Below are 20,735 nucleotides of genomic sequence, written 5' to 3' on the forward strand. Positions count from 1 at the left end.
TCCCTTGCGTGTCAGGCGAGCTGGGCGGCGCGCACGACGAGCACGTCGGGCAGCTGGGTCGCGATGCGCTGGAAGGTCTCACCTTCGTCAGCCGAGGCGAAGACGTCGCCGTTGCGGGTGCCGAGGTAGACGCCGACCGGGTCGGCCGCGTCGAGGGAGGCTGCGTCGCGCAGCACGCACGTGTAGCTGTGGCCGGGCAGACCGGTCGCCTGCTGGCGCCACGTCGCACCGGCGTCCTCGGACCGCTGGACCTGCAGCTGGGCGTCCGGCGGGATGCGCTCACCCGAGTCGGCCACGGGCACCACCCAGACGACACCGGGACGGCGCGGGTGGGCGAGGACCGTGAAGCCGAAGTCGGTCGGCAGCCCCTCGGCGATGGAGTCCCACGTCGCGCCGTTGTCGTGCGAGCGGTAGACACCGTTGTGGTTCTGGGCGAAGAGCTCCCCCTCGCCCTGGCCGCGCGCCACCTTGTGCACGCACTGGCCGTACTCCGGGTACTCGTTGTCGGGCATGAAGCCGGCCCGGATGCCGGGGTTGCTCGGAGCCCACGTCTGCCCGCCGTCGCCCGTGCGGTAGACGCCGCCCGCGCTCATCGCGACGAGCACCGACTCCGGGTGCCCGGGCTCGGGGACGATCGTGTGCACGGCGCCACCGCCGAAGCCGGGCTCCCAGGTCGGGCGGTGGGGGTGGTCCCAGAGGCCCCGGACGAGCTCGTAGTGCTCGCCGCGGTCGGTGCTCTTGAAGAGGGCGTGCGGCTCGACCCCCGCCCACACGACGTCGGTGTCGTTGGGGTCGGGCGTCAGCTGCCAGACGCGCTCGAGCGCGGTGTCGGTGTCGGCCGGGAAGGCCAGGGCCCGCTCGGCGCTCTCGGTCCACGTGCGGCCACCGTCAGTGGAGGCCTGGACCGTGGGTCCCCAGTGCCACGACTTGACGCCCGCCAGCACGGTCGAGCGCCCCTCGCGGGTGTCGACGGCGACGGAGGCGACCTCGCTCATGAGGAAGTGCGGACCCTCGAGGGTCCAGTCCTGCCGGTCGGCGCTGCGGGCGATCCAGAGCCCCTTGCGCGTGCCGATGGCGACGACGGTCTCGGTCATGTTGACAGTGTCCACTATGTCCGAGGGGCAGACAAGGGTCCGGCCACGGCGTTGTCGACCGGCTCACCGGCGAGCAGCGCCTCGACCTGTCGGCGCACCAGGGCGACGGCCCGCGGGCGCATCGCGTCCGTCGCTCCCCCGACGTGCGGTGTGACGAGGACGCCCCGCGTCGTCCACAGCGGGTGGTCCTGCGGCAGCGGCTCGGGGTCGGTCACGTCGAGCGCCGCCCGCAGCCGGCCGGAGGCGCACTCGGCCACGACGGCGTCGGTGTCGACGACCGGCCCCCGGGCCACGTTGACGAGGAGGGAGCCGTCCGGCATACGGCTGAGCAGCGTCGCGTCGAACAGACGACGTGTCGCGGAGGTCAGCGGCACGATGACGACGACCACGTCGTGGTCGGGCAGCAGGTCGGGCAGCTCGTCGATGCCGTGCACCCGCGGCACGAGCTCGTCGCCCTCCCGGGCTCGAGAGGCCACCGCCGTCAGCGTGACCTCGAACGGGGCGAAGCGCCGCGCGATGGCCCGGCCGATCCGCCCGTAGCCGACGACGAGCACCCGCCGGTCGGCCAGCGACGAGCGCAGGCGCAGCGGCTCCCAGCGCCCCTGGTGCTGGGACCCGACGAACTCCGGGATGTCCCGGATCGACGACAGGGTCAGGGTCAGCGCGAGCTCCGCCGTCGACGCGTCGTGCACGCCCGCCGCGTTGCAGAGGGTCACGCCCTCGGGGAGCCGGCCCACGAACTGCTCGTAGCCGGCGCTCTGCAGCTGCACGACCTCGAGGGCGTCGAGCCCGCGGGTGACGTCGGCGAGGTCGAGGCTCGTCATGTAGGGCATGACGGCGTAGCGGATCTCGGGACCGCGCGGGTGGGGCCCCTCCATGTCCCACACGACCGTGTCGACGCCGTCGAGGTCGGCGAGCGCCTCGGCGAACTCGGGGTCGGGGACGGACACGACGACGGGTTGGGCAGTCATGGCGCCCACGCTAGCCAAGACGGGCGGCCCGACCTGGAGGGGACCGGGAACGGTCGTGGACCGGTCGGGGAAAGGTCCGGCGCGACGCCGCTAGGCTCGCCCGGGTGACGCACCACCCCCACGTCCTCGCCCTCGGCTCGGGCCGACGCACCGCCCCCGAGGGCGGCGGCCGACCCACCGCGATCGACAAGCGGCCCGTCGAGTCGTTCGCGGTCCGCGATCCGGGGCCGAAGCACGGCGGTCTCGGCAGCGGGGTCGTCGGTGACGAGATCGGCAACCCGAAGCACCACGGCGGCGCGCTCCAGGCGGTCTACGCGTACCCGCGCGAGGACCAGGAGCTCTGGGAGCAGCAGACCGGGCGCTCCATCCCCTCAGGGGGATTCGGCGAGAACATCACGACGCTCGCCGTGGACACGACACACGCGCTCGTCGGCGAGCGGTGGCGCATCGGCGACGTCGTGCTGCAGGTCGAGGTGCCGCGCATCCCGTGCAGCACCTTCGCCGCGCACATGGGTGTGCCCCGCTGGGTACGCCGCTTCACCGAGGCCGGGCGCACCGGCGCCTACCTCTCGGTCGTGGTCCCCGGCACCGTGCACACCGGCGCGACCATCGAGATCGAGCGACCTTCCCACGACATCGACCTGCTCGTGCTCTTCCGCGCCGTCACCGGCGACCTCGCCGCCGCACGACGGGTCGTCGACGCCGACGTCGTCCACCCCGAGGTGCGCGACGGGCTCGTCGAGACGCTCGAACGACGACGCGGGGGCTGAGACACCGCTGTCCCAGACGCCACGTGGGACACAATGAGGTATGCCGCACACCTCCCGACCGATCGGCCGCGCGCTCGTGGGTGGCGTCGTCGTCGCCCTGGTCACGACCGCCTGCTCGACGGCCGAACCCTCCGCCCCCGCGACGGGTGCCGGCACGACCACCTCGGCGACCTCGAGCGCCACCACCGCGACGGGGAGCACCTCGGCGTCGTCGGCCCCCACGACTCCGACGCGTCCACCCGCAGCCCAGCCGGTCGGACCCGTGACCCTGCTGGGCGGCCTCGACATCGCCTGGTCGGTGGCCGTGCTGCCCGACGGCAGCGCCCTCGTGAGCGAGCGCAACACGGGCCTGATCCACCACGTGCCCAAGCCCGGAGCCGGGGGCAGGGCGACGGTCGCCGGGAAGGTGCCGATCACCCGCACGGAGGGCGAGGGCGGACTCCTCGGGCTCGCCGTGCCCGAGGACTTCGACGCCGATCCCGTCTTCTACGCGTACTACTCGACCGAGAGCGACAACCGCATCGCCGCCGTGCCGTGGCGGGACGGCACGATCGGCGAGCCCGTCGTCATCTTCTCCGGCATCCCGCGTGGTCGGAACCACAACGGGGGCCGCATCGCCTTCGGGCCCGACGGCTACCTCTACGTCGGCACGGGCGAGGCCGGCGACACCTCGCTCTCTCAGAACCTCGACTCCCTCGGCGGGAAGATCCTGCGCATCACCCCGGACGGCGACCCGGCCCCGGGCAACCCGTTCGGCGGCTCCCCGATCTGGTCCTACGGACACCGAAACGTCCAGGGGCTGGCCTGGGACAGTCGCAAACGCCTGTGGGCCAGCGAGTTCGGACAGAACACGTTCGACGAGCTCAACCTCGTCGAGCCCGGCAAGAACTACGGCTGGCCCGAGGTCGAGGGCCGCGCCGACAACCCCGACTACGTCGACCCCGTCGCCGAGTGGCCGACCTCCGAGATGTCACCGAGCGGCATCGCCGTCGGGCCAGACGGGGCCGTCTACATGGCAGCCCTGCGCGGGCAGTCGGTGTGGCGGGTGCCGGTCAACGCCGACGGCTCCGCCGGCACCCCGACCCGCCACCTCCAGGGCACCTACGGTCGCATCCGCGACGTCCACTTCGTCGGCAGCCGGGTCTGGATCACGACGAGCAACAACGACGGCGCCGACCGGCTCATCTCGCTGCCCCTCTCCGCGGTGGGAGCCGTCTGACCCTTCGCAGCAGGCTTCGCACCGCGTGGGCCGCCACCGGCGACCGGACGTGGCTAGCCTGACGAGCAGGGGTCGGCACCGGCGCCACCCACGAGCAGGAGGGGCACCCATGGGTTCGTACGACGAGATCCTCGACCAGGTACCGATCGACCAGCTGGCAGGCCAGCTCGGGGTCGGGAGTGACGAGGTCCGCCAGGCGGCGGAGAGTGCGCTGCCAGCCCTGCTCGGCGGGCTCCAGGCCAACGCCTCGGACCCCGCCGGTGCCGACTCGCTGCTCACGGCTCTCTCGGACCACCAGGGCACGATCAACGGCCTCGACGACGTCGACGAGCAGGACGGGAAGGCCATCGTCGGCAACATCTTCGGCGGCAGCACCGACCAGGTGGTCAACCAGCTCGGCGGGCTCGGCGGGTCGTCCGGCAGCCTCGTGCAGAAGCTGCTGCCGATCCTCGCCCCGATCGTCATGTCGTGGCTCGCCAACAAGATGGGTCAGGGCGGCCTGGGCGGGATGCTCGGCGGCGGGTCGGGCTCGACCGGCACGACGGCCCCGTCGGGCGGCGGGTCGACCGACGGCGGCTCGCTCTTCCCCGGCGGCGTGGGCGCCGACAGCGGGCCGGTCCAGGCCCCGGGCAGCGCGACGTCGACGGGTGCCGCGTCCGGCGGCTCGAACCCGCTCCAGGACATCCTCGGCCAGGTGCTCGGTGGCGGCTCCGGGTCGTCCGCTGGCAGCGGCGGCGCCGGTGACATCCTCGGCGGCCTGCTCGGTGGTCTCCTCGGCGGCGGCAAGCGCTGACCCTGCGCCGACGCCCTCGTCACCGTCGAAGGGCCACGTCCCGGGCCTCCCCGAGGTCACGGACCTGTGGACCGGCCGGAACGTGGCCCTTCGACGGGTGGAGCGGGTTACTGGAGCTTGGCGAGGATGAGCTCGCGGGCCTTGCCGGCGTCGGCCTGGCCCTTCATCTCCTTCATGACCTGGCCGATGAGGGCGCCCGCGGCCGCCACCTTGCCGTCGCGGATCTTGGCCGCGACGTCGGGGTTGGCCTCGATGACCTTGTCGACGGCGGCCTCGAGGGCACCGTCGTCCTGGACGAGCTCGAGCCCCCGGGCGTCGGCCACGGCCGTCGGGGTCCCCTCGCCGGCGAGCACGCCGTCGAGCACCTGCCTCGCCATCGAGTCGTTGAGGCGCCCCGCTGCGACGAGCCCGTCGAGCTCGGCGATGTGCGCGGGCGTCAGACCCAGCCCGGCGGCGTACGTGACGATGTCCTGACCCTCGGCGTTGGCGCGCCGTGACGGCTCACCGAGCCACCACTTCTTCGCGGCGCCGGCGCTCGCGCCGACTGCGACGGTCTCCTCGATGAGCTCGACCGCTCCGGCGTTGACGACGTCGCGCATCTCGAGATCGCTGTAGCCCCAGTCGGACTGGAGCCGCTTGCGACGGAGTCCGGGAGGCTCCGGCAGGGTGCCCCGGAGGGTCTCGACGGTCTCGCGCGTCGGCGCGACCGGCACGAGGTCGGGCTCGGGGAAGTAGCGGTAGTCCTCCGCGTCGGACTTGACGCGACCGGACGTCGTGATGCCGGTGTCCTCGTGCCAGTGCCGGGTCTCCTGGAGGATCGAGCCGCCGCCCTCGAGGGTCGCCGCATGCCGCGAGATCTCGTAGCGCACGGCCCGCTCGACGGAGCGGAGCGAGTTGACGTTCTTGGTCTCGGTGCGCGTGCCGAGCGGCACCTCGAGCTGGGCCTCGTCGAGCGGCTCACCGACGCGCGGGCGCAGCGACACGTTGGCGTCGCAGCGCATCGAGCCCTGCTCCATCTTGACGTCGCTGACGTCGAGCGCGCGCAGCAGGTCGCGCAGTGCGGAGACGTACGCCTTGGCCACCTCGGGTGCGCGCTCCCCCGCCCCCACCATGGGCTTGGTGACGATCTCGATGAGCGGGATGCCGGCGCGGTTGTAGTCGACGAGCGAGTGGTCGGCGCCGTGGATGCGACCGGTCGCGCCGCCGATGTGCAGCGACTTGCCGGTGTCCTCCTCCATGTGCGCGCGCTCGATCTCGACGCGGTAGACGCTGCCGTCCTCGAGCTCGACGTCGAGGTGGCCCTCGAAGGCGATCGGCTCGTCGTACTGCGACGTCTGGAAGTTCTTCGGCATGTCCGGGTAGAAGTAGTTCTTCCGGGCGAAGCGGCACCACTCGGCGATCTCGCAGTTGAGCGCCAGGCCGATGCGGATGGCCGACTCGACGGCCTTCTCGTTCACGACGGGCAGGGCGCCGGGGAGGCCCAGGCACACCGGGCAGACCTGCGAGTTGGGCTCGGCGCCGAACTCGGTCGGGCAGCCGCAGAACATCTTCGTGGCCGTGTGCAGCTCGACGTGGACCTCGAGACCCATGACGGGGTCGAACTTCGTCATGGCCTCGTCGTAGTCCATGACGGCATCGGTCGCGACGGTGGTCATGTCAGGCTCCCTTCGCAGCAGCGGCGCCCAGCACGGGCGCGCGGTCGAGGATCGGACCGCCCCAGCGGTCGACGAGCGCGGCCTCGAGGGCGGCACCGACGGAGTAGAGACGCTCGTCCTTGGTGGCCGGCGCGAGGATCTGGATGCCCGCGGGCAGGCCGTCCTCGTCGGCGAGACCCGATGGGATCGACATACCGGGGACGCCGGCGAGGTTGGCCGGGATGGTGGCGATGTCGTTGAGGTACATGGCCATCGGGTCCTCGAGCTTGTCGCCGAGCTTGAACGCCGTCGTCGGCGCCGTCGGGCTGACGAGCACGTCGACCTGGGCGTACGCGTTGTCGAAGTCCTGCGCGATGAGCGCGCGGACCTTCTGCGCCGAGCCGTAGTAGGCGTCGTAGTAGCCGGAGCTGAGGGCGTAGGTGCCGAGGATGATGCGGCGCTTGACCTCGGGGCCGAAGCCCGCGTCGCGCGTCGCGGCCATGACCTGCTCGGCGCTCGGCGCGTCGATGCCCTCGGGCAGCACGCGCATGCCGTAGCGCATCGCGTCGAACTTGGCGAGGTTGCTCGACGCCTCGCTCGGGAGGATGAGGTAGTAGGCCGCGAGGGCGTACTCGAAGTTCGGGCAGCTCACCTCGACGACCTCGGCACCGAGCTCCTCGAGCAGGGCGACGGACTCGTCGAAGCGGGCGCGCACACCGGGCTGGTAGCCCTCGCCGCCGAGCTCCTTGACGACGCCGACGCGCATCCCCTTGACGCTGGCGGCGCGGGCGGCCTCGACGACCGGCGGGACCGGCGCGTCGATGGAGGTCGAGTCCATCGGGTCGTGGCCACCCATGACGGCGTGGAGCAGGGCGGTGTCGAGGACCGTGCGACCGCACGGGCCGGCCTGGTCGAGCGAGCTCGCGAGCGCCACGAGGCCGTAGCGCGAGACGCCGCCGTAGGTCGGCTTGGTGCCGACCGTGGCCGTGACGGCAGCGGGCTGGCGGATCGAGCCGCCGGTGTCGGTACCGGTCGCGAGCGGCGCCTGGAAGGAGGCGAGCACCGAGCTCGAGCCACCACCCGAGCCACCGGGGATCCGGTCGAGGTCCCACGGATTGTGCGACGGCCCGTAGGCCGAGTGCTCGGTCGAGGAGCCCATCGCGAACTCGTCCATGTTCGTCTTGCCGAGGATCGGCAGGCCGGCCTCGCGCAGCTTCGACACGACGGTCGCGTCGTAGGGCGGGATCCACCCCTCGAGGATCTTGCTGCCGCACGTCGTCGGCAGGCCCTTCGTCGTCATGACGTCCTTGACGGCGATCGGCACCCCGGCGAGAGCGCCGAGGGCCTCGCCGGCCCGACGCCGGTCGTCGATCGACCGGGCCTGGGCGAGCGCCCCGGCCTCGTCGACGTGGAGGTAGGAGTGCACCTGGCCGTCGACGACGGCGATCCGGTCGAGGTGCGCCTGGGTCACCTCGACGGAGCTGATGGCCCCGCTCGCGAGCGCGCCGGCCAGGTCGGCGGCGGTGGCCCTCGTCAGGTCAGTTGGCAGGTCGGTCACGTCAGTGCCTTCGGTTCGTAGCTGCGACAGGAGTTTTCGTGGTGCCCGTCACGGGCGGGGCGTATGCCGGGTGCTCGGCGAGGCGGCATACGCAGGCTTCAGGGGTTGCTCAGTCCTCGTCGAGGATGCGCGGCACCGAGAAGCGCTGCTGCTCGGACTCGGGCGCCCCGGCCAGCACGGCGTCCGCCTCGAGACTGGGGCGCACCACGTCGGGACGGGTCACGTTGGTGAGCGGCATCGGGTGCGACATCGGGGCGACGCCGTCGGTCGGGGCCTGCTGGACCTTGGCCACGGACTCGAGGATGACTCCGAGCTCACCCACCATGCGGTCGAGCTCGGCGTCCGAGAGCTCGATCCGGGCGAGGCCGGCCAGGTGGGCTACGTCGTCGCGGGACAGGGATGACATGCGGGCCAGTCTATGGGGCAGCCCCTCGGGCCCGGACCACGCGTCCGGCCCCGTGCACGGCATCGCGTGGCCTCCTGCCGCGAAGTCCTCCGGCACGAGGCGTGTCCTGCCGCGGGTGTCGCTCGTTGACCACGTCGGATCCACGAACCACCCAAGGAGAACCCTCGATGACGAGCCCGGCCAGCCCGACCACGACGACGACCGCGCCCAGGGAGAACGTGCCAGCGCCTCCCGCCCCCGCGGCCGAAGCTGCCGACCCGACCCCCGCCGCCTCGGCCGGCCCAGCACCCACCCCGACGGCGAACGAGACGGCGACCGACACGGCGACCGAGACGTCGACCGACGCACCGGCCGACCGGGCCTCCGCCAAGGCCGAGATGGCCGAGGTCGCGCCTCGGGCGCGCCGCTCCCCCGACGTGCGGGCCGGCGCCCGCCGCGCCGCGACCCTCACCGGGGCCGGGATCAGGCGCGTGCGCACCCTGCTCGGCGACATCGTCTGGTTCGCGTGCCTGCTCGCCGCCACGGCGCTCCTGCTCGGAGCCGTCCTCGTCGTGCTGGACGCCAACACACGCAACGCCCTCGTGGCGGCCGTGCTGCGCGCCGCCGACTGGGCCGACCTCGGCGTCTTCAGCCGGACCGCGGGCGTCAAGCAGTTCAGCGGCGACAACGCCGTCGTCAAGAACACCGTCACCAACTGGGGTCTCGGCGCGGTGGCGTGGCTCGTGGTGGGCCGCGTCGGCCGCCGCATCCTGACGCCTCGGTCCTGACCGGTTGGAGGTATCCGCGCCGACGGAACCGCCGCGCGGATACCTCCAACCGGTAGGTCTCTCAGTCGCGCTGCCTGCCGCGCCTCTCGAGGACGTAGCGGCGCAGGACGTTGCGCGCCGTGCCCCAGATGCCGTGGCGGAAGAGCAGGACGATGACGACGAAGATCGTGCCGGTGATGAGGCCGATGCCCTCGAAGCCGGAGCTCGCGAGATAGTCCTCGACCGTCACGACGACGCCGGCGCCGACGAGGCCGCCCCAGAGCGTCCCGATGCCGCCGAGGACCGTGATGAGCACGACCTTGCCCGACGTCGTCCACATCAGCTCCTGCAGCGACGCGAACTGGTGGCTCACGGCGAAGACGCCGCCGGCGAGGCCGGCGAGCCCGGCCGAGATGATGAACACCGTGATCTTGTAGCGCTCGACGTCGTAGCCGAGGGCTCGCGCCCGGGCCGGGTTGTCGCGCACGGCCGTCAGCACCCGGCCGAAGGGCGAGTTGACGACGCGCCACGCGACGAGGATCCCGACGAGGATCATCGCGGCGCCGACGTAGTAGAAGTAGAACGGGTCGGTCTCGACCGCCTCGATGCCGAAGAAGTTCCTCGGGATGCCCTGCAGGCCGTTCTCGCCGCCCGTGAGGTCACGCGCCTGGTTGGCGATGAAGTAGAGCATCTGCGCGAAGGCCAGGGTGACCATGGCGAAGTAGATGCCGGTCCGCCGCACCGAGAGGTAGCCGATCGGCCAGGCGATGAGCATCGCGAAGACGGCACCGCCGATGACGGCGACCGGGAAGGGCACGCCCCAGTGGGTGGCGATGAGCCCCGTGCAGTAGGCCGAGCCGCCCCAGAACGCGGCGTGGCCGAAGCTGAGCAGCCCCGTGAAGCCGAGGAGCAGGTCGACGCTGATCGCGAAGAGACCCCAGCAGAGGATGTCCATCGCGACGGGCGGGTAGATCCAGTACGGCAGCATCACGAGCACGGCGAGGCCGGCCAGGAGCATGACGTAGCGCAGCGGGTTGCGCCGCGACAGGATCGAGGGCTGGGCCAGGTCGACGTCGACCTTGGCGGTCATCTGCTCGCTCATGCGACCTCCTCCCGTCCGAAGAGCCCCGAGGGCCGGACGAGAACGACGATCGCCATCAGCACGAAGATGACGATCTGGGCGTACGTGGGGGCGTAGGCGATGCCGTAGGCCTCGACGAGTCCGACGAGGAAGCCCGCGACCACCGCCCCGAGGATGGATCCGAGGCCGCCGATGACGACGACGGCGAACAGGATGATGATGAAGTTGCTGCCCATCTCGGCGGTGATCGCGCGGGTCGGGGCGGCCAGCACCCCTGCGAGGCCGGCGAGGGCGATGCCGAAGCCGAAGACGGGCGTGACCCAGAGCCCGACGTTGATGCCGAGGGCCCGCGTCCGGTCGGGTGCCTCGGTGGCGGCGCGCACGATCATGCCGATGCGCGTCTTCGTCAGCAGCAGCCCGACCGCCACGCAGACCACGACCGAGAAGAGACAGGCGAAGATCGCGTAGACCGAGAGGTTGACCGAGCCGACGGAGACCTGGCCCCCGAGTCCGGCGGGCACCTGGTAGGGCAGGCCCGAGACGCCGTAGCGCTGCTTGACCGCCTCGACGATCACGAGCGTGAGGCCGAACGTGAGCAGGAAGTTGTAGAGCGGGTCGAGCTCGAGCAACCAGCGCACGAGCAGGCGCTCCATGAGCACGCCGAACCCGAACATGAGGATCGGCACGATGACGAGCGCGGCCCAGAAACCGACGTTCAGCTCGGCGAGCAGGACGGCGGACAGGACGGCGCCGAGCATGTAGCAGGCGCCGTGGGAGAAGTTGACGACCCCGAGGACGCCGAAGATGACGGCGAGGCCCAGCGCGGAGAGCGCGTAGAAGCCCCCGGCGGCGAGCCCCTGGAGGGTGTACTGGATGAATTCGCTCATGTCTCTCGCTCGGTTCGCGGTCGATCGGGCTGGGTGCGGCTGCCTCGACAGTCGCGCTGTGCCGTATGCCGTCCGGCGCGGCCGCGTGGGACGCGACCGGACGGCATACGCACCGGGTGTCAGCTCATCGAGCAGGCGGGGTTGGCCTCGCCGTAGGCCTCGGCTGCCGGGATCGTCTTCTCGATGTCCTCGTAGTCCCACTCCTCCGGGGCGGAGCTCTTGACCTTGGCGAGGTAGACGTCGTGGATGACGGCGTGGTCGGCCTTGCGGATCTCGCCGTTGCGCAGGAAGACGTCGTTGATCTTCTTGCCCTCGAGCTTGCCGACGATGGTGTCGGCGTCGTCGGTGCCGGCCTCCTGGACGGCCTCGAGGTAGTTCATCGCGGCCGAGTAGTTGGCGGCGTGGGCGAACGACGGACGGGTGTTCGTCTTCTCCTTGAAGCGGTCGGCCCACTTCTTGTTCTGCGCGTCGAAGTTCCAGTACCAGGCGTCGGTGAACTGGGTACCGGCGAACTGGTCGACGCCGAGCGAGTGGATGTCCGTGATGAACATCAGGCCGACCGCGAGCTGGACCTTGCCCTTGAGCGAGCTCTGGTTGAACTGCTTGACGAAGTTGATGAGGTCGCCACCGGCGTGCATCGAGCCGATGACGTCGGGGTCGCCCTCGCCGGCCTTGGTGATGAAGGTGGCGAAGTTGTCGCTCGGGAAGGGCGAGGCGATCGACTGGCCGACGGTGCCGCCCGCGGCGGTGATCTCCTTGGTGAAGGACTTGTTCATGTCCTGGCCGAAGGCGTAGTCGGGGTAGACGATGTTCCACTTCTTGCCGCCGGCCTTGGTGATCGTGCCGGCCGTGCCGCGCGCCAGGACGCTCGTGTTGTACGCCCAGTGGAAGGTGTACTTGTTGCAGCTCGCGCCCGTCAGCGCCGTCGTGCCGGCGCCGATGTTGATGTAGAGCTTCTTCTTGTTCTTGGCCTGCGTGGCCACGGCGAGCGCGGCGGCCGAGTTCGGCACGTCGAGGATGATGTCGGCCTTCTGGCGGTCGTACATCTCCTGCGCCTTGGAGTTGGCGATGTCGGCCTTGTTCTGGTGGTCGGCCGTGACGACCTCGATGTCCTTGGCCACGGCCTTGTCGCCGTACTTGGCCTTGTAGTCCTCGATCGCCATCTCGATGGCGACCTTGCTGTTGGGACCGGACAGGTCCTTGTAGACGCCCGACTGGTCGTTGAGCAGGCCGATGACGAGCTTGTCGTCGGTGAGCTTGCTCGAGCCGCCGGACTGGGGGCCGCCGGCCCCTCCGCACGCGGCGAGCGCGAGCGACGCGGTCGCGGCGATGGCGACGGTGCCCTGGACTGTCCTGCTACGCATGTCCCCTCCTGGGGTTGTGACGAGTGGTGACGTGTGGTGCGGGTGTGACGGGGTGCCACGGTGGGTGCGGTGTGACGAGGTGACGCGAGGGCGTCGTGACGACGGAGCCGGCTGCGCCCGGGCGCCGGACGCGGCCGGGCGACGGGTGGGTGCTACATCCCGAGGTAGGTGAGCAGCTCGCCCTCGCGAGCGCGGAAGTCCTCGTTGCCGAGGTGCTCGACGACCTTGCCCTGCGCGAGCAGGTAGTGCCGGTCGGCGACCGTCGAGGCGAACGTGACGTTCTGCTCGACGAGGAGGACGGCGACCCCCTGGCCCTTGATCTCGCGGATGATCTCGCCGATGCGCTGGACGATGACGGGGGCCAGGCCCTCGCTCGGCTCGTCGAGCAGCAGCAGCCGTGAACCCATCCGCAGCACCCGGGCCATCGCGAGCATCTGCTGCTCGCCGCCCGAGAGCTTCGTGCCGGGGAAGTCGCGGCGTTCGTGGAGCACGGGGAAGAACTCGTAGACCCGCTCGAGCGGCCACGCGTCCGCGTGGACGACCGGCGGGAGCAGGAGGTTCTCGGCGACGGTGAGGCTCGCGTAGATGCCGCGGTCGTCGGGGACCCAGCCGATGCCCGCGCGGGCGCGGGCGTCGGCCGACCGCTTGGCGAGGTCGGCGCCGTCCAGGGTCATCGTGCCCTCGATCTGCCGGTGCAGGCCCATGACCGAGCGCAGCAGGGTCGTCTTGCCGGCTCCGTTGCGCCCGACGAGGGTGACGACCTCACCGGGGGCCACGTCGATGCTGACCTCGGTGAGGACGCGGGCCTCGCCGTACCAGGCGGAGAGCCCGGACACCTCGAGCATCCGTGCGGCGCCACGCCCGGGGCTCCCGGCCTCCGGCGCACCGGCGCGGTCGGGCGCAGGCTGCTCCGTCGTCGTCGTGGCCGTCGTGTCGTCACTCATGGGCTGCTCCGAGGTATGCCGTGATGACCCGCTCGTCGGCGCGCACCTGCTCGTAGGGTCCCTCCGCGAGCACCTGCCCCGACTGGAGCACGGTGACGCGGTCGGCGAGCGATCCGACGACGTGCATGTTGTGGTCGACGAAGACCACGGTGCGGCCCTCGGCGAGCTGCTTGACGAGGGCGATGGTGCGGTCGACGTCCTCGATGCCCATGCCGGCCGTCGGCTCGTCGAGGAGCAGCAGCTTGGGGTCGAGTGCCATGGCGATCGCGAGCTCGAGCGCGCGCTTCTGGCCGTAGGCCAGCGACGAGGCGGGTGCGCCGGCCCGGTCGGCGAGGCCGACCTGCTCGAGCAGCTCCATGGCGCGGTCCTTGAACGTGGCCATGCGGGTGACCGAGCGCCACCACTGCTTGCCCATGCCGGTCGGGCTGGCGAGGGCCAGCTCGAGGTGCTCGCGCAGGGTCATCGCCTCGAAGAGGCTCGTGATCTGGAAGGAGCGCGCGATGCCGAGCGGTGCGATCTGCTCCGGGGCCTTGCCGGTGATGTCCTCACCGTCGAAGAGCACGGCGCCGGACGTCGGGGTCAGGAAGCCGGTGAGCAGGTTGAAGAGCGTGGTCTTGCCCGCACCGTTGGGTCCGACGAGCGCGTGGACGGTGCCGCGGGCGACCGTCAGGTCGACCTCCGAGACGGCCCGGAAGCCACGGAACTCCTTGGTCAGGGCCCTGGTCTCGAGCAACGGGGTACCCGTCAAGACCTGCACCTCCTCGTGCGTCGCGCTCGGGTGAGCGTGGTGTCGGGCCGCGCCGGTCGGTGTGACGGGCGGGCGACGACTCCGGAAAGTCCGGGAAACTTCGGCAAAGCCTAGGAGGGCTGCACGCCGAAAGGACGGTGGGGACCCACACACCTGAGGCGGTTCTGTGGGCTCGCGACACATGCGTGCCAGCCTCCGGACCGGGCGGTCGCGGGTGCGGTCACGCGGGCTCGACGGGTGCGATCAGGTCCGACGGGGTCGGATGGGTCAGTCGGCCGCGCCCGTCTCGAGCAGGCGGCGGAAGCCGTCCTCGTCGAGGATCGTCAGCCCCAGCTCCTCGGCCTTGGCCGCCTTGGAGCCCGCGTTGGCCCCAATGACGACGAAGTCGGTCTTCTTCGACACCGAGCCGGAGGCCTTGCCGCCTCGGCTGATGATGGCTTCCTTCGTCTCGTCACGGGAGAAGCCCTCGAGCGAGCCGGTGACGACGACGGTCTTGCCCTCGAGCGTCCGCTCGACGGATTCGTCGACCTCGTCGGCCATCCGGACCCCGGCGTCGGCCCACTTGCGCACGATCTCCTGGTGCCAGTCGACCTCGAACCACGCGGTGACGGCCTCGGCGATGACCCCGCCGACACCTTCGGCCTGGGCGAGCTCCTCGGTCGACGCCGACCGGATCGCCTCCATCGAGCCGAAGTGGGTGGCCAGCGCCCGGGCCGCCGTGGGTCCCACGTGCCGGATGGAGAGGGCCACGACGACCCGCCACAGCGGCTGGGTCTTGGCCTTCTCGAGCTCGGCGAGCAGCTTGTCGCCACCCGCAGAGAGCACGCGCCCGTCGAGGACGGCCTCGTCCGGGTCGGTCTTCTTGGCGGCCCTGGTGTAGAGCGGGACCTGCGCGAGCTTCTCGCGGGTGAGGCCGTACTCCCCCGCGTGGGGGCTGTCGGGGGCCGGGGCGAAGAGGTCGCCCTCGTCGGTGATGACGCCCGACTCGAGCAGCGCGATCGAGCCCTCCCAGCCGAGGGCCTCGATGTCGAGACCGCCGCGCGCGGCGAGCGCGAAGACCCGCTCGCGCAGCTGGCTCGGGCACGAACGTGTGTTGGGGCAGCGGATGTCCTTGTCGCCCTCCTTCTCGGGGGCGAGCGGCGTGCCGCAGGCGGGGCAGTCGGTCGGCATGACGAAGGCGTGCTCGGTGCCGTCGCGCAGGTCGACGACGGGGCCGACGATCTCGGGGATGACGTCGCCCGCCTTGCGCAGCACGACCGTGTCGCCGATGAGCACACCCTTGCGCTCGACCTCGTACGCGTTGTGCAGCGTCGCCTGCTCGACCGTGGACCCGGCGACGACGACGGGCTCCATGACGCCGTAGGGCGTCACCCGGCCCGTGCGCCCGACGTTGACGCGGATGTCGAGGAGCTTGGTGTTGACCTCCTCGGGCGGGTACTTGAAGGCGATGGCCCACCGCGGCGCCCTCGACGTGGCGCCCAGCTGGCGCTGGAGGGCCACCTCGTCGACCTTGACGACGATGCCGTCGATGTCGTGGGCCCGGTCGTGGCGATGCTCGCCGTGGAAGGTCACGAACTCCTGCACGGACGCGATGTCGGGCAGGACGCGCACCTCGTCGGAGGTGGGCAGACCCCAGGCGCGGAGGGCGGCGTACCCCTCGCTCTGGCGCTCGATGTCGAAGCCGCGGCGCGCTCCGATGCCGTGGACGAGCATGCGCAGCGGCCGGGTGGCGGTGACCTTGGGGTCCTTCTGGCGCAGCGAGCCGGCAGCGGCGTTGCGGGGGTTGGCGAAGGGGGCCTTGCCCGCCTCGACGAGGCCCGCGTTGAGGTCGGCGAACGCCGCCGTCGGGAAGAACACCTCCCCGCGGATCTCGACGAGGTCGGGCACGTCGTCGCCCGCGAGCCGCTCGGGGATGCCCTCGATGGTGCGGACGTTGTTGGTGACGTCCTCGCCGGTGCGGCCGTCGCCGCGGGTCAGGGCGCGCACGAGGCGGCCCTTCTCGTAGAGCAGGTTGATGGCGAGGCCGTCGATCTTCAGCTCGGTGAGGAAGTGGGCGCCGTCGCCGACCTCGCGCTCGACGCGCTCGGCCCACGTCTGCAGCTCCTCGAAGGAGAAGGCGTTGTCGAGGCTCAGCATCCGCTCGACGTGGTCGACCGTCTCGAAGCCGGTCGCGAACGACGCACCCCCGACGTTCTGGGTCGGGCTCTCGGGCGTGCGCAGCGAGGGGTGCTCGTCCTCGATGGCGTTGAGCCGGCGGATCAGCGCGTCGTACTCACCGTCGCTGATGGTCGGCGCATCCTTGACGTGGTAGGCGAACTGGGCCGCCGCGGCCTGCTCGGCGAGCTCGGCCCACTCCTGGTGGACCTCGGTCGGGACGTCGTCGGTGACGGGCGTGGGGCCGCTGCTCTCGCTCACGCGCTCATCCTGCCAGCCGGCTCCGACGGTCACCCGCCCGATGACACTCCTCACGTGGCGGCGGGTCTGTTCACCGGGCGACCCAGCAGTGACAATGGGCCGGAGCCCGCCCCCTGCGAAGGAGCAGAGATGACCAACCTCGCCGCCAACCTCACCGCCACCGCGGCACGCGTCCCCGACAAGGTGGGCATCAAGCTCGACCAGGTCGAGCTGTCGTGGTCGGCGCTGCACCGCGCGGCGGCGGCCGTGGCCGGCCAGCTGCGTGCGGCGGGACTCGAGCCCGGCGACCGGGTGTCACTCATCCTCCCCAACGTGCCGGCATACCCCGTCGCCTTCTACGGCACCCTGCTCGCGGGCGGCGTCGTCGTGCCGATGAACCCGCTGCTCAAGTCGGGCGAGATCCAGTACTTCTACGAGGACAGCGGCGCCCGCTTCAGCTTCGTGTGGCCGGACTTCGCCGACGAGGCCGGGAAGGCTGCGGCCGAGACCGGGACCCGGCTGGTCGTGTGCGGTCCGATGGGGCCGGCCGACGGCCAGTTCGACGCGTCCGAGACGGCGGGCGCCCCGGTGCTCGAGCCGGTCGAGCGCGCCGACGACGACACCGCCGTGATCCTCTACACGAGCGGCACCACCGGCAAGCCCAAGGGCGCCGAGCTGACGCACTTCAACCTCCACCGCAACGCGGAGCGCTCGGCCACCGACATCATGGAGATCACCGAGGACGACGTCATCATGGGCTGCCTGCCCCTCTTCCACGTCTTCGGCCTCACGTGCGGGCTCAACACGTCGGTCCAGCGCGGCGCCACCCTGACGCTCATCCCCCGGTTCGACCCGGCCAAGGCCATCGAGGTCCTCGGTCGCGACCACGTGACGATCTTCCAGGGCGTCCCGACGATGTATGCCGCGATCCTCAACCACCCGAACGCCGACGAGGCCGACACGAGCAGCCTGCGCACGTGCGCCTCGGGCGGCTCGGCGATGCCCGAGGCCGTGATGAAGGCGTTCGAGGAGAAGTTCCACTGCCAGATCCTCGAGGGCTACGGCCTGTCCGAGACCTCCCCCGTCGCCTCGTTCAACATGCCCGACAAGCCGACGAAGCCGGGCACCATCGGCCGGGCCATCCCGGGCTGCGAGATGAAGCTCGTCGACCTCGAGGGCAACGACACCCCCGCGGGCGAGATCGGCGAGATCGCGATCCGCGGCGAGAACATCATGAAGGGCTACTGGAACCGGCCCGAGGCCACGAAGGAGGCCATCCCCGACGGGTGGTTCCGCTCGGGCGACCTCGCCACCGTCGACGACGAGGGCTACTACACGATCGTGGACCGCAAGAAGGACATGATCATCCGCGGCGGCCTGAACGTCTACCCGCGCGAGGTCGAGGAGGTCCTCTACACGCACCCCGACGTGCTCGAGGCCGCGGTCGTGGGTGTCCCCGACGACCTCATGGGCGAGGAGGTCGGTGCCGCCGTGGTGCTGCGGCCCGGCTCGACGGCGACCCTCGAGGACGTCCAGACGTACGTCAAGGAGCGCCTGGCGGCCTACAAGTACCCCCGCCGCATCTGGTCGCTCGACGAGCTGCCGAAGGGTCCCACCGGCAAGATCCTGCGTCGCGAGGTGCGTCCGCGGACCACGTCCTGACGCGCCGCCCGACCCTGCGACACGCAGGAGTTTGGACTCGCCGTACGTTTTGGCGTATTGCGCCGGATCGGTGACACTGGAGCAGGGTCACTATCGACGTGCCGCACCCCGTCCCGCCCTGGGACGCCCGGCGTCACGTCTGCGAAGGGTATTCACGCGTGAAGTTGAGCATCCGTTCCGCCGCAGTCTCGGGGATGGCCGTCCTGGCCATGCTCGGCGTCACGGCCTGCAATGCAACTGCCACGGCCGAGAACGGCAAGCCCGCGGGCACCTCCTCGGCGACCGCTGGTGGCACGACGTCGGCGGCACCCACGCCGACCACCGACCCGGTGGTCTTCAAGACGACCCCGGGCGACGAGTCCGAGGACGTCTCCGTCGACACGCGGGTCACCGCCTCGGCCGAGAAGGGCACGCTCAAGAAGGCCTCGCTCTCGTACAAGAGCAAGAAGGGCAACCGCATCCCCGTCGACGGCACCCTCGACGGCGGCACGTGGACCGCGTCCGACCTGCTCGAGCCCGGCGTCAAGTACACCCTCGCCCTCACGGCCGAGGACTCCGACGGCAAGACCACCGAGTCGACGCAGACGTTCCGCACCGCGAACCTCACGCTCGACGACCAGGTCTACGTCGCCGTCTCCCCGCGTGACGGAGGCACCGTCGGCATCGGCATGCCGGTCGTCGCCCGCTTCGACCTCCCGGTCGTCGACAAGGCGAGCTTCGAGAAGCACATGAAGGTGACCTCGACCCCCGCCCAGGCCGGGTCCTGGTACTGGCTCAGCTCGCGCGAGGCGCACTGGCGTCCCAAGACGTACTGGAAGGCCGGCACCAAGGTGCACGTCGAGGCCAACCTCAACGGCGTCCCCGCCGGCGGCAACCGCTACGGACAGATGAGCCGGACCTCCGACTTCACCATCGGGCGTGCCGTCGTGGCCAAGGTCAACCTCAAGACGGACCAGCTGGACCTCTTCATCAACGGCAAGTGGGCCAAGCGCATCCCCGTCACGGGTGGTCGTCCCGGCTTCGTCACCCGCTCGGGCGTCAAGGTCATCATGGACAAGCAGACCAACATCACGATGCGTGCAGAGACCATCGGCCTGAAGAAGGACGACCCCAACTACTACGCCGACACCCCGGTGAAGTACGCCATGCGCGTCACGAACTCCGGCGAGTTCCTCCACACGGCCCCGTGGTCGGTCGCCGACCAGGGCAAGCGCAACGTCAGCCACGGCTGCACGGGCATGAGCGACGCCAACGGCCAGTGGCTCTTCGGCCAGATGCAGATCGGCGACGTCGTCGAGACGACCGGCACCAGCCGTCCGATGACGATGGGCAACGGCTACTCGGACTGGAACCTCAGCTGGGCCAAGTGGACCGCGGGCTCCGCGCTCTGAGCTGACCACCGAGCTCACCGAGCAGAGGCCGGCCACCCTTCGGGGGTGGCCGGCCTCTGCCGTTCAGGATGGGGAGCCGCCGGGGACGGTCAGCCGGCGCTGCGCTCCTCGAGCTCGCGGGCGGTCTCCACGGCTGCCCGCTGCACGGCCCTCGCGACCTCCGGTGAGGCAGTGGCCAGGCCGCACGCGGGCGTCACGACGACGTCCGCGAGCGACCGGAGCGGGAGGCCGGTCCGCGTCCACGCCCCGACGAGGTCGGCGGCCAGGTCCTGCGGTCGCGTCCGGCTCCCGTCGGTGGGCACGACGCCGGCATGGAGGCGTATGCCGTCCTCGACCGCGACGGCGACGCCCTCCCACTCGCGGGGGCGCAGCACGGACGTGTCGAGCGACAACGCGGTCGGCACGGTGGCCCGCAGGAGTGGCAGGGGTGGGCTGGCCGCACAGCAGTGCACGACCGTCTCGCCGTCGTGTGCCCGGAGCACCGTCGTCAGGCCGGCCGCGGCCACCTGGGGGTCGAGGCTCGGCAGGCGACCGAACCCCGACGAGGTCGGCAGCCGGCCGGCGAGCACGGTCGGGAGGCTGGGCTCGTCCACCTGGAGCACGATCCGCGCCCCGGGGACGAGGCTGCGCACGGCGGCGACGTGGACGCGTACGCCCTCGGCGAGGGACTCGACGAGATCACGGCTGGCGCCGTCGTCGACGATGACGCGCTCGCCGCGCGAGAGCCACACGTTGGCGGCGAGGGTCCACGGTCCGACGACCTGGAGCTTGAGTGGGCCGGTGTGCCCGTCGTAGGCCTCGGCGAGCTCGTCGAGGTCCTGACGGAGCATCGCCGCCGTGCGCGACGCGTCGCGTCCGGGGCGGTCGACGAGCCGCCACCCGATGGGCTGGAGGTCGACGGGCAGCTCGACGAGCAGGCCTGCCGTGCGCCCGACCATGTCGGCTCCCGGCCCCCGTGCGGGCAGCTCGGGGAGGTAGGGCACGTGGCCGTCGAGGATCTCGCGCACCTGCCGCACCGCGTCGCGCACCGAGGTGCCGGGCCAGGAGCCGATGCCGGAAGCGAGAGTCACCGC

At 71.3% G+C, this 20,735-nt stretch carries 18 protein-coding genes; 6 read left to right on the forward strand and 12 right to left on the reverse strand.

The genetic code is table 11. The annotated features are described in order from the left end of the window. Positions 1 to 11: 11 nt before the first annotated feature. Together ASH01_RS01095 and ASH01_RS01100 are read right to left on the reverse strand one after the other, a co-directional pair. Entirely contained in the window at positions 12 to 1,094 is a 1,083-nt protein-coding gene (locus ASH01_RS01095) for a WD40/YVTN/BNR-like repeat-containing protein (protein WP_056772486.1), read from the reverse strand. Positions 1,095 to 1,108: 14 nt separating this feature from the next. Then, entirely contained in the window at positions 1,109 to 2,065 is a 957-nt protein-coding gene (locus ASH01_RS01100; RefSeq protein ID WP_056770315.1) for a 2-hydroxyacid dehydrogenase, read from the reverse strand. 104 nt (positions 2,066 to 2,169) lie between these two features. Here ASH01_RS01100 and ASH01_RS01105 point away from each other — a divergent pair, with 104 nt between their 5' ends. The 3 genes from ASH01_RS01105 to ASH01_RS01115 all read left to right on the forward strand — a co-directional run bounded on the left by ASH01_RS01105 (position 2,170) and on the right by ASH01_RS01115 (position 4,847). Continuing rightward, positions 2,170 to 2,835 (forward strand): MOSC domain-containing protein, encoded by a 666-nt coding sequence (locus tag ASH01_RS01105; RefSeq protein WP_056770317.1) that lies wholly within the window; start codon positions 2,170 to 2,172, stop codon positions 2,833 to 2,835. Positions 2,836 to 2,875: 40 nt separating this feature from the next. Next, the gene (locus ASH01_RS01110) at positions 2,876 to 4,054 is read left to right on the forward strand and encodes a PQQ-dependent sugar dehydrogenase (RefSeq protein WP_056770319.1); all 1,179 of its coding nucleotides are present in this window, start codon (positions 2,876 to 2,878) and stop codon (positions 4,052 to 4,054) included. A 109-nt stretch (positions 4,055 to 4,163) separates the two neighbouring features. Next, positions 4,164 to 4,847: a DUF937 domain-containing protein gene (locus tag ASH01_RS01115; RefSeq protein WP_056770322.1), complete on the forward strand. Its 684-nt coding sequence runs from the start codon at positions 4,164 to 4,166 to the stop codon at positions 4,845 to 4,847. Between the two features lie 107 nt (positions 4,848 to 4,954). Here ASH01_RS01115 and gatB read toward each other — a convergent pair whose 3' ends face one another. The 3 genes from gatB to gatC form a co-directional block, all read right to left on the reverse strand. Continuing rightward, positions 4,955 to 6,502: an Asp-tRNA(Asn)/Glu-tRNA(Gln) amidotransferase subunit GatB gene (gene gatB / locus ASH01_RS01120; protein WP_056770324.1), complete on the reverse strand. Its 1,548-nt coding sequence runs from the start codon at positions 6,500 to 6,502 to the stop codon at positions 4,955 to 4,957. A gap of 1 nt (position 6,503) precedes the next feature. Beyond that, positions 6,504 to 8,030 (reverse strand): Asp-tRNA(Asn)/Glu-tRNA(Gln) amidotransferase subunit GatA, encoded by a 1,527-nt coding sequence (gene gatA, locus ASH01_RS01125; protein ID WP_056772488.1) that lies wholly within the window; start codon positions 8,028 to 8,030, stop codon positions 6,504 to 6,506. Positions 8,031 to 8,148: 118 nt separating this feature from the next. Continuing rightward, the gene (gene gatC, locus ASH01_RS01130; protein WP_056770327.1) at positions 8,149 to 8,445 is read right to left on the reverse strand and encodes an Asp-tRNA(Asn)/Glu-tRNA(Gln) amidotransferase subunit GatC; all 297 of its coding nucleotides are present in this window, start codon (positions 8,443 to 8,445) and stop codon (positions 8,149 to 8,151) included. 167 nt (positions 8,446 to 8,612) lie between these two features. Between gatC and ASH01_RS23290 the strand changes: the two genes are divergently transcribed. After that, entirely contained in the window at positions 8,613 to 9,212 is a 600-nt protein-coding gene (locus ASH01_RS23290; protein ID WP_200961739.1) for a hypothetical protein, read from the forward strand. Positions 9,213 to 9,273: 61 nt separating this feature from the next. On the opposite strand, the gene ASH01_RS01140 is transcribed toward ASH01_RS23290, so the two are convergent. The 6 genes from ASH01_RS01140 to ligA form a co-directional block, all read right to left on the reverse strand. Then, a complete protein-coding gene (locus tag ASH01_RS01140; RefSeq protein ID WP_156415365.1) occupies positions 9,274 to 10,293 on the reverse strand; it encodes a branched-chain amino acid ABC transporter permease in 1,020 nt (339 codons plus the stop codon). Continuing rightward, a complete protein-coding gene (locus tag ASH01_RS01145; protein WP_056770330.1) occupies positions 10,290 to 11,159 on the reverse strand; it encodes a branched-chain amino acid ABC transporter permease in 870 nt (289 codons plus the stop codon). Before ASH01_RS01145 ends, ASH01_RS01140 begins: the two co-directional genes overlap by 4 nt. Before the next feature lie 119 nt (positions 11,160 to 11,278). After that, entirely contained in the window at positions 11,279 to 12,523 is a 1,245-nt protein-coding gene (locus ASH01_RS01150) for an ABC transporter substrate-binding protein (protein ID WP_056770333.1), read from the reverse strand. A 152-nt stretch (positions 12,524 to 12,675) separates the two neighbouring features. After that, positions 12,676 to 13,467: an ABC transporter ATP-binding protein gene (locus tag ASH01_RS01155; RefSeq protein WP_200961740.1), complete on the reverse strand. Its 792-nt coding sequence runs from the start codon at positions 13,465 to 13,467 to the stop codon at positions 12,676 to 12,678. Beyond that, positions 13,460 to 14,224, reverse strand: a complete 765-nt coding sequence (locus ASH01_RS01160; protein ID WP_235508594.1) for an ABC transporter ATP-binding protein — start codon at positions 14,222 to 14,224, stop codon at positions 13,460 to 13,462. Before ASH01_RS01160 ends, ASH01_RS01155 begins: the two co-directional genes overlap by 8 nt. 258 nt (positions 14,225 to 14,482) lie before the next feature. Next, entirely contained in the window at positions 14,483 to 16,630 is a 2,148-nt protein-coding gene (gene ligA / locus ASH01_RS01165) for an NAD-dependent DNA ligase LigA (protein ID WP_056772500.1), read from the reverse strand. Positions 16,631 to 16,759: 129 nt separating this feature from the next. Between ligA and ASH01_RS01170 the strand changes: the two genes are divergently transcribed. Together ASH01_RS01170 and ASH01_RS01175 are read left to right on the forward strand one after the other, a co-directional pair. After that, entirely contained in the window at positions 16,760 to 18,271 is a 1,512-nt protein-coding gene (locus ASH01_RS01170) for a long-chain-fatty-acid--CoA ligase (RefSeq protein ID WP_056770336.1), read from the forward strand. A gap of 158 nt (positions 18,272 to 18,429) precedes the next feature. Next, complete coding sequence (locus ASH01_RS01175) at positions 18,430 to 19,662, forward strand: L,D-transpeptidase (protein ID WP_235509491.1); 1,233 nt, start codon at positions 18,430 to 18,432, stop codon at positions 19,660 to 19,662. 89 nt (positions 19,663 to 19,751) lie between these two features. On the opposite strand, the gene ASH01_RS01180 is transcribed toward ASH01_RS01175, so the two are convergent. After that, positions 19,752 to 20,732 carry a methionine synthase gene (locus ASH01_RS01180; RefSeq protein WP_056770340.1) on the reverse strand — a complete coding sequence of 327 codons (981 nt, stop codon included), beginning with the start codon at positions 20,730 to 20,732 and terminating at the stop codon, positions 19,752 to 19,754. Positions 20,733 to 20,735 lie beyond the last annotated feature (3 nt).

Source organism: Terrabacter sp. Soil811 (genome assembly GCF_001429655.1).
GTDB lineage: Bacteria > Actinomycetota > Actinomycetes > Actinomycetales > Dermatophilaceae > Terrabacter.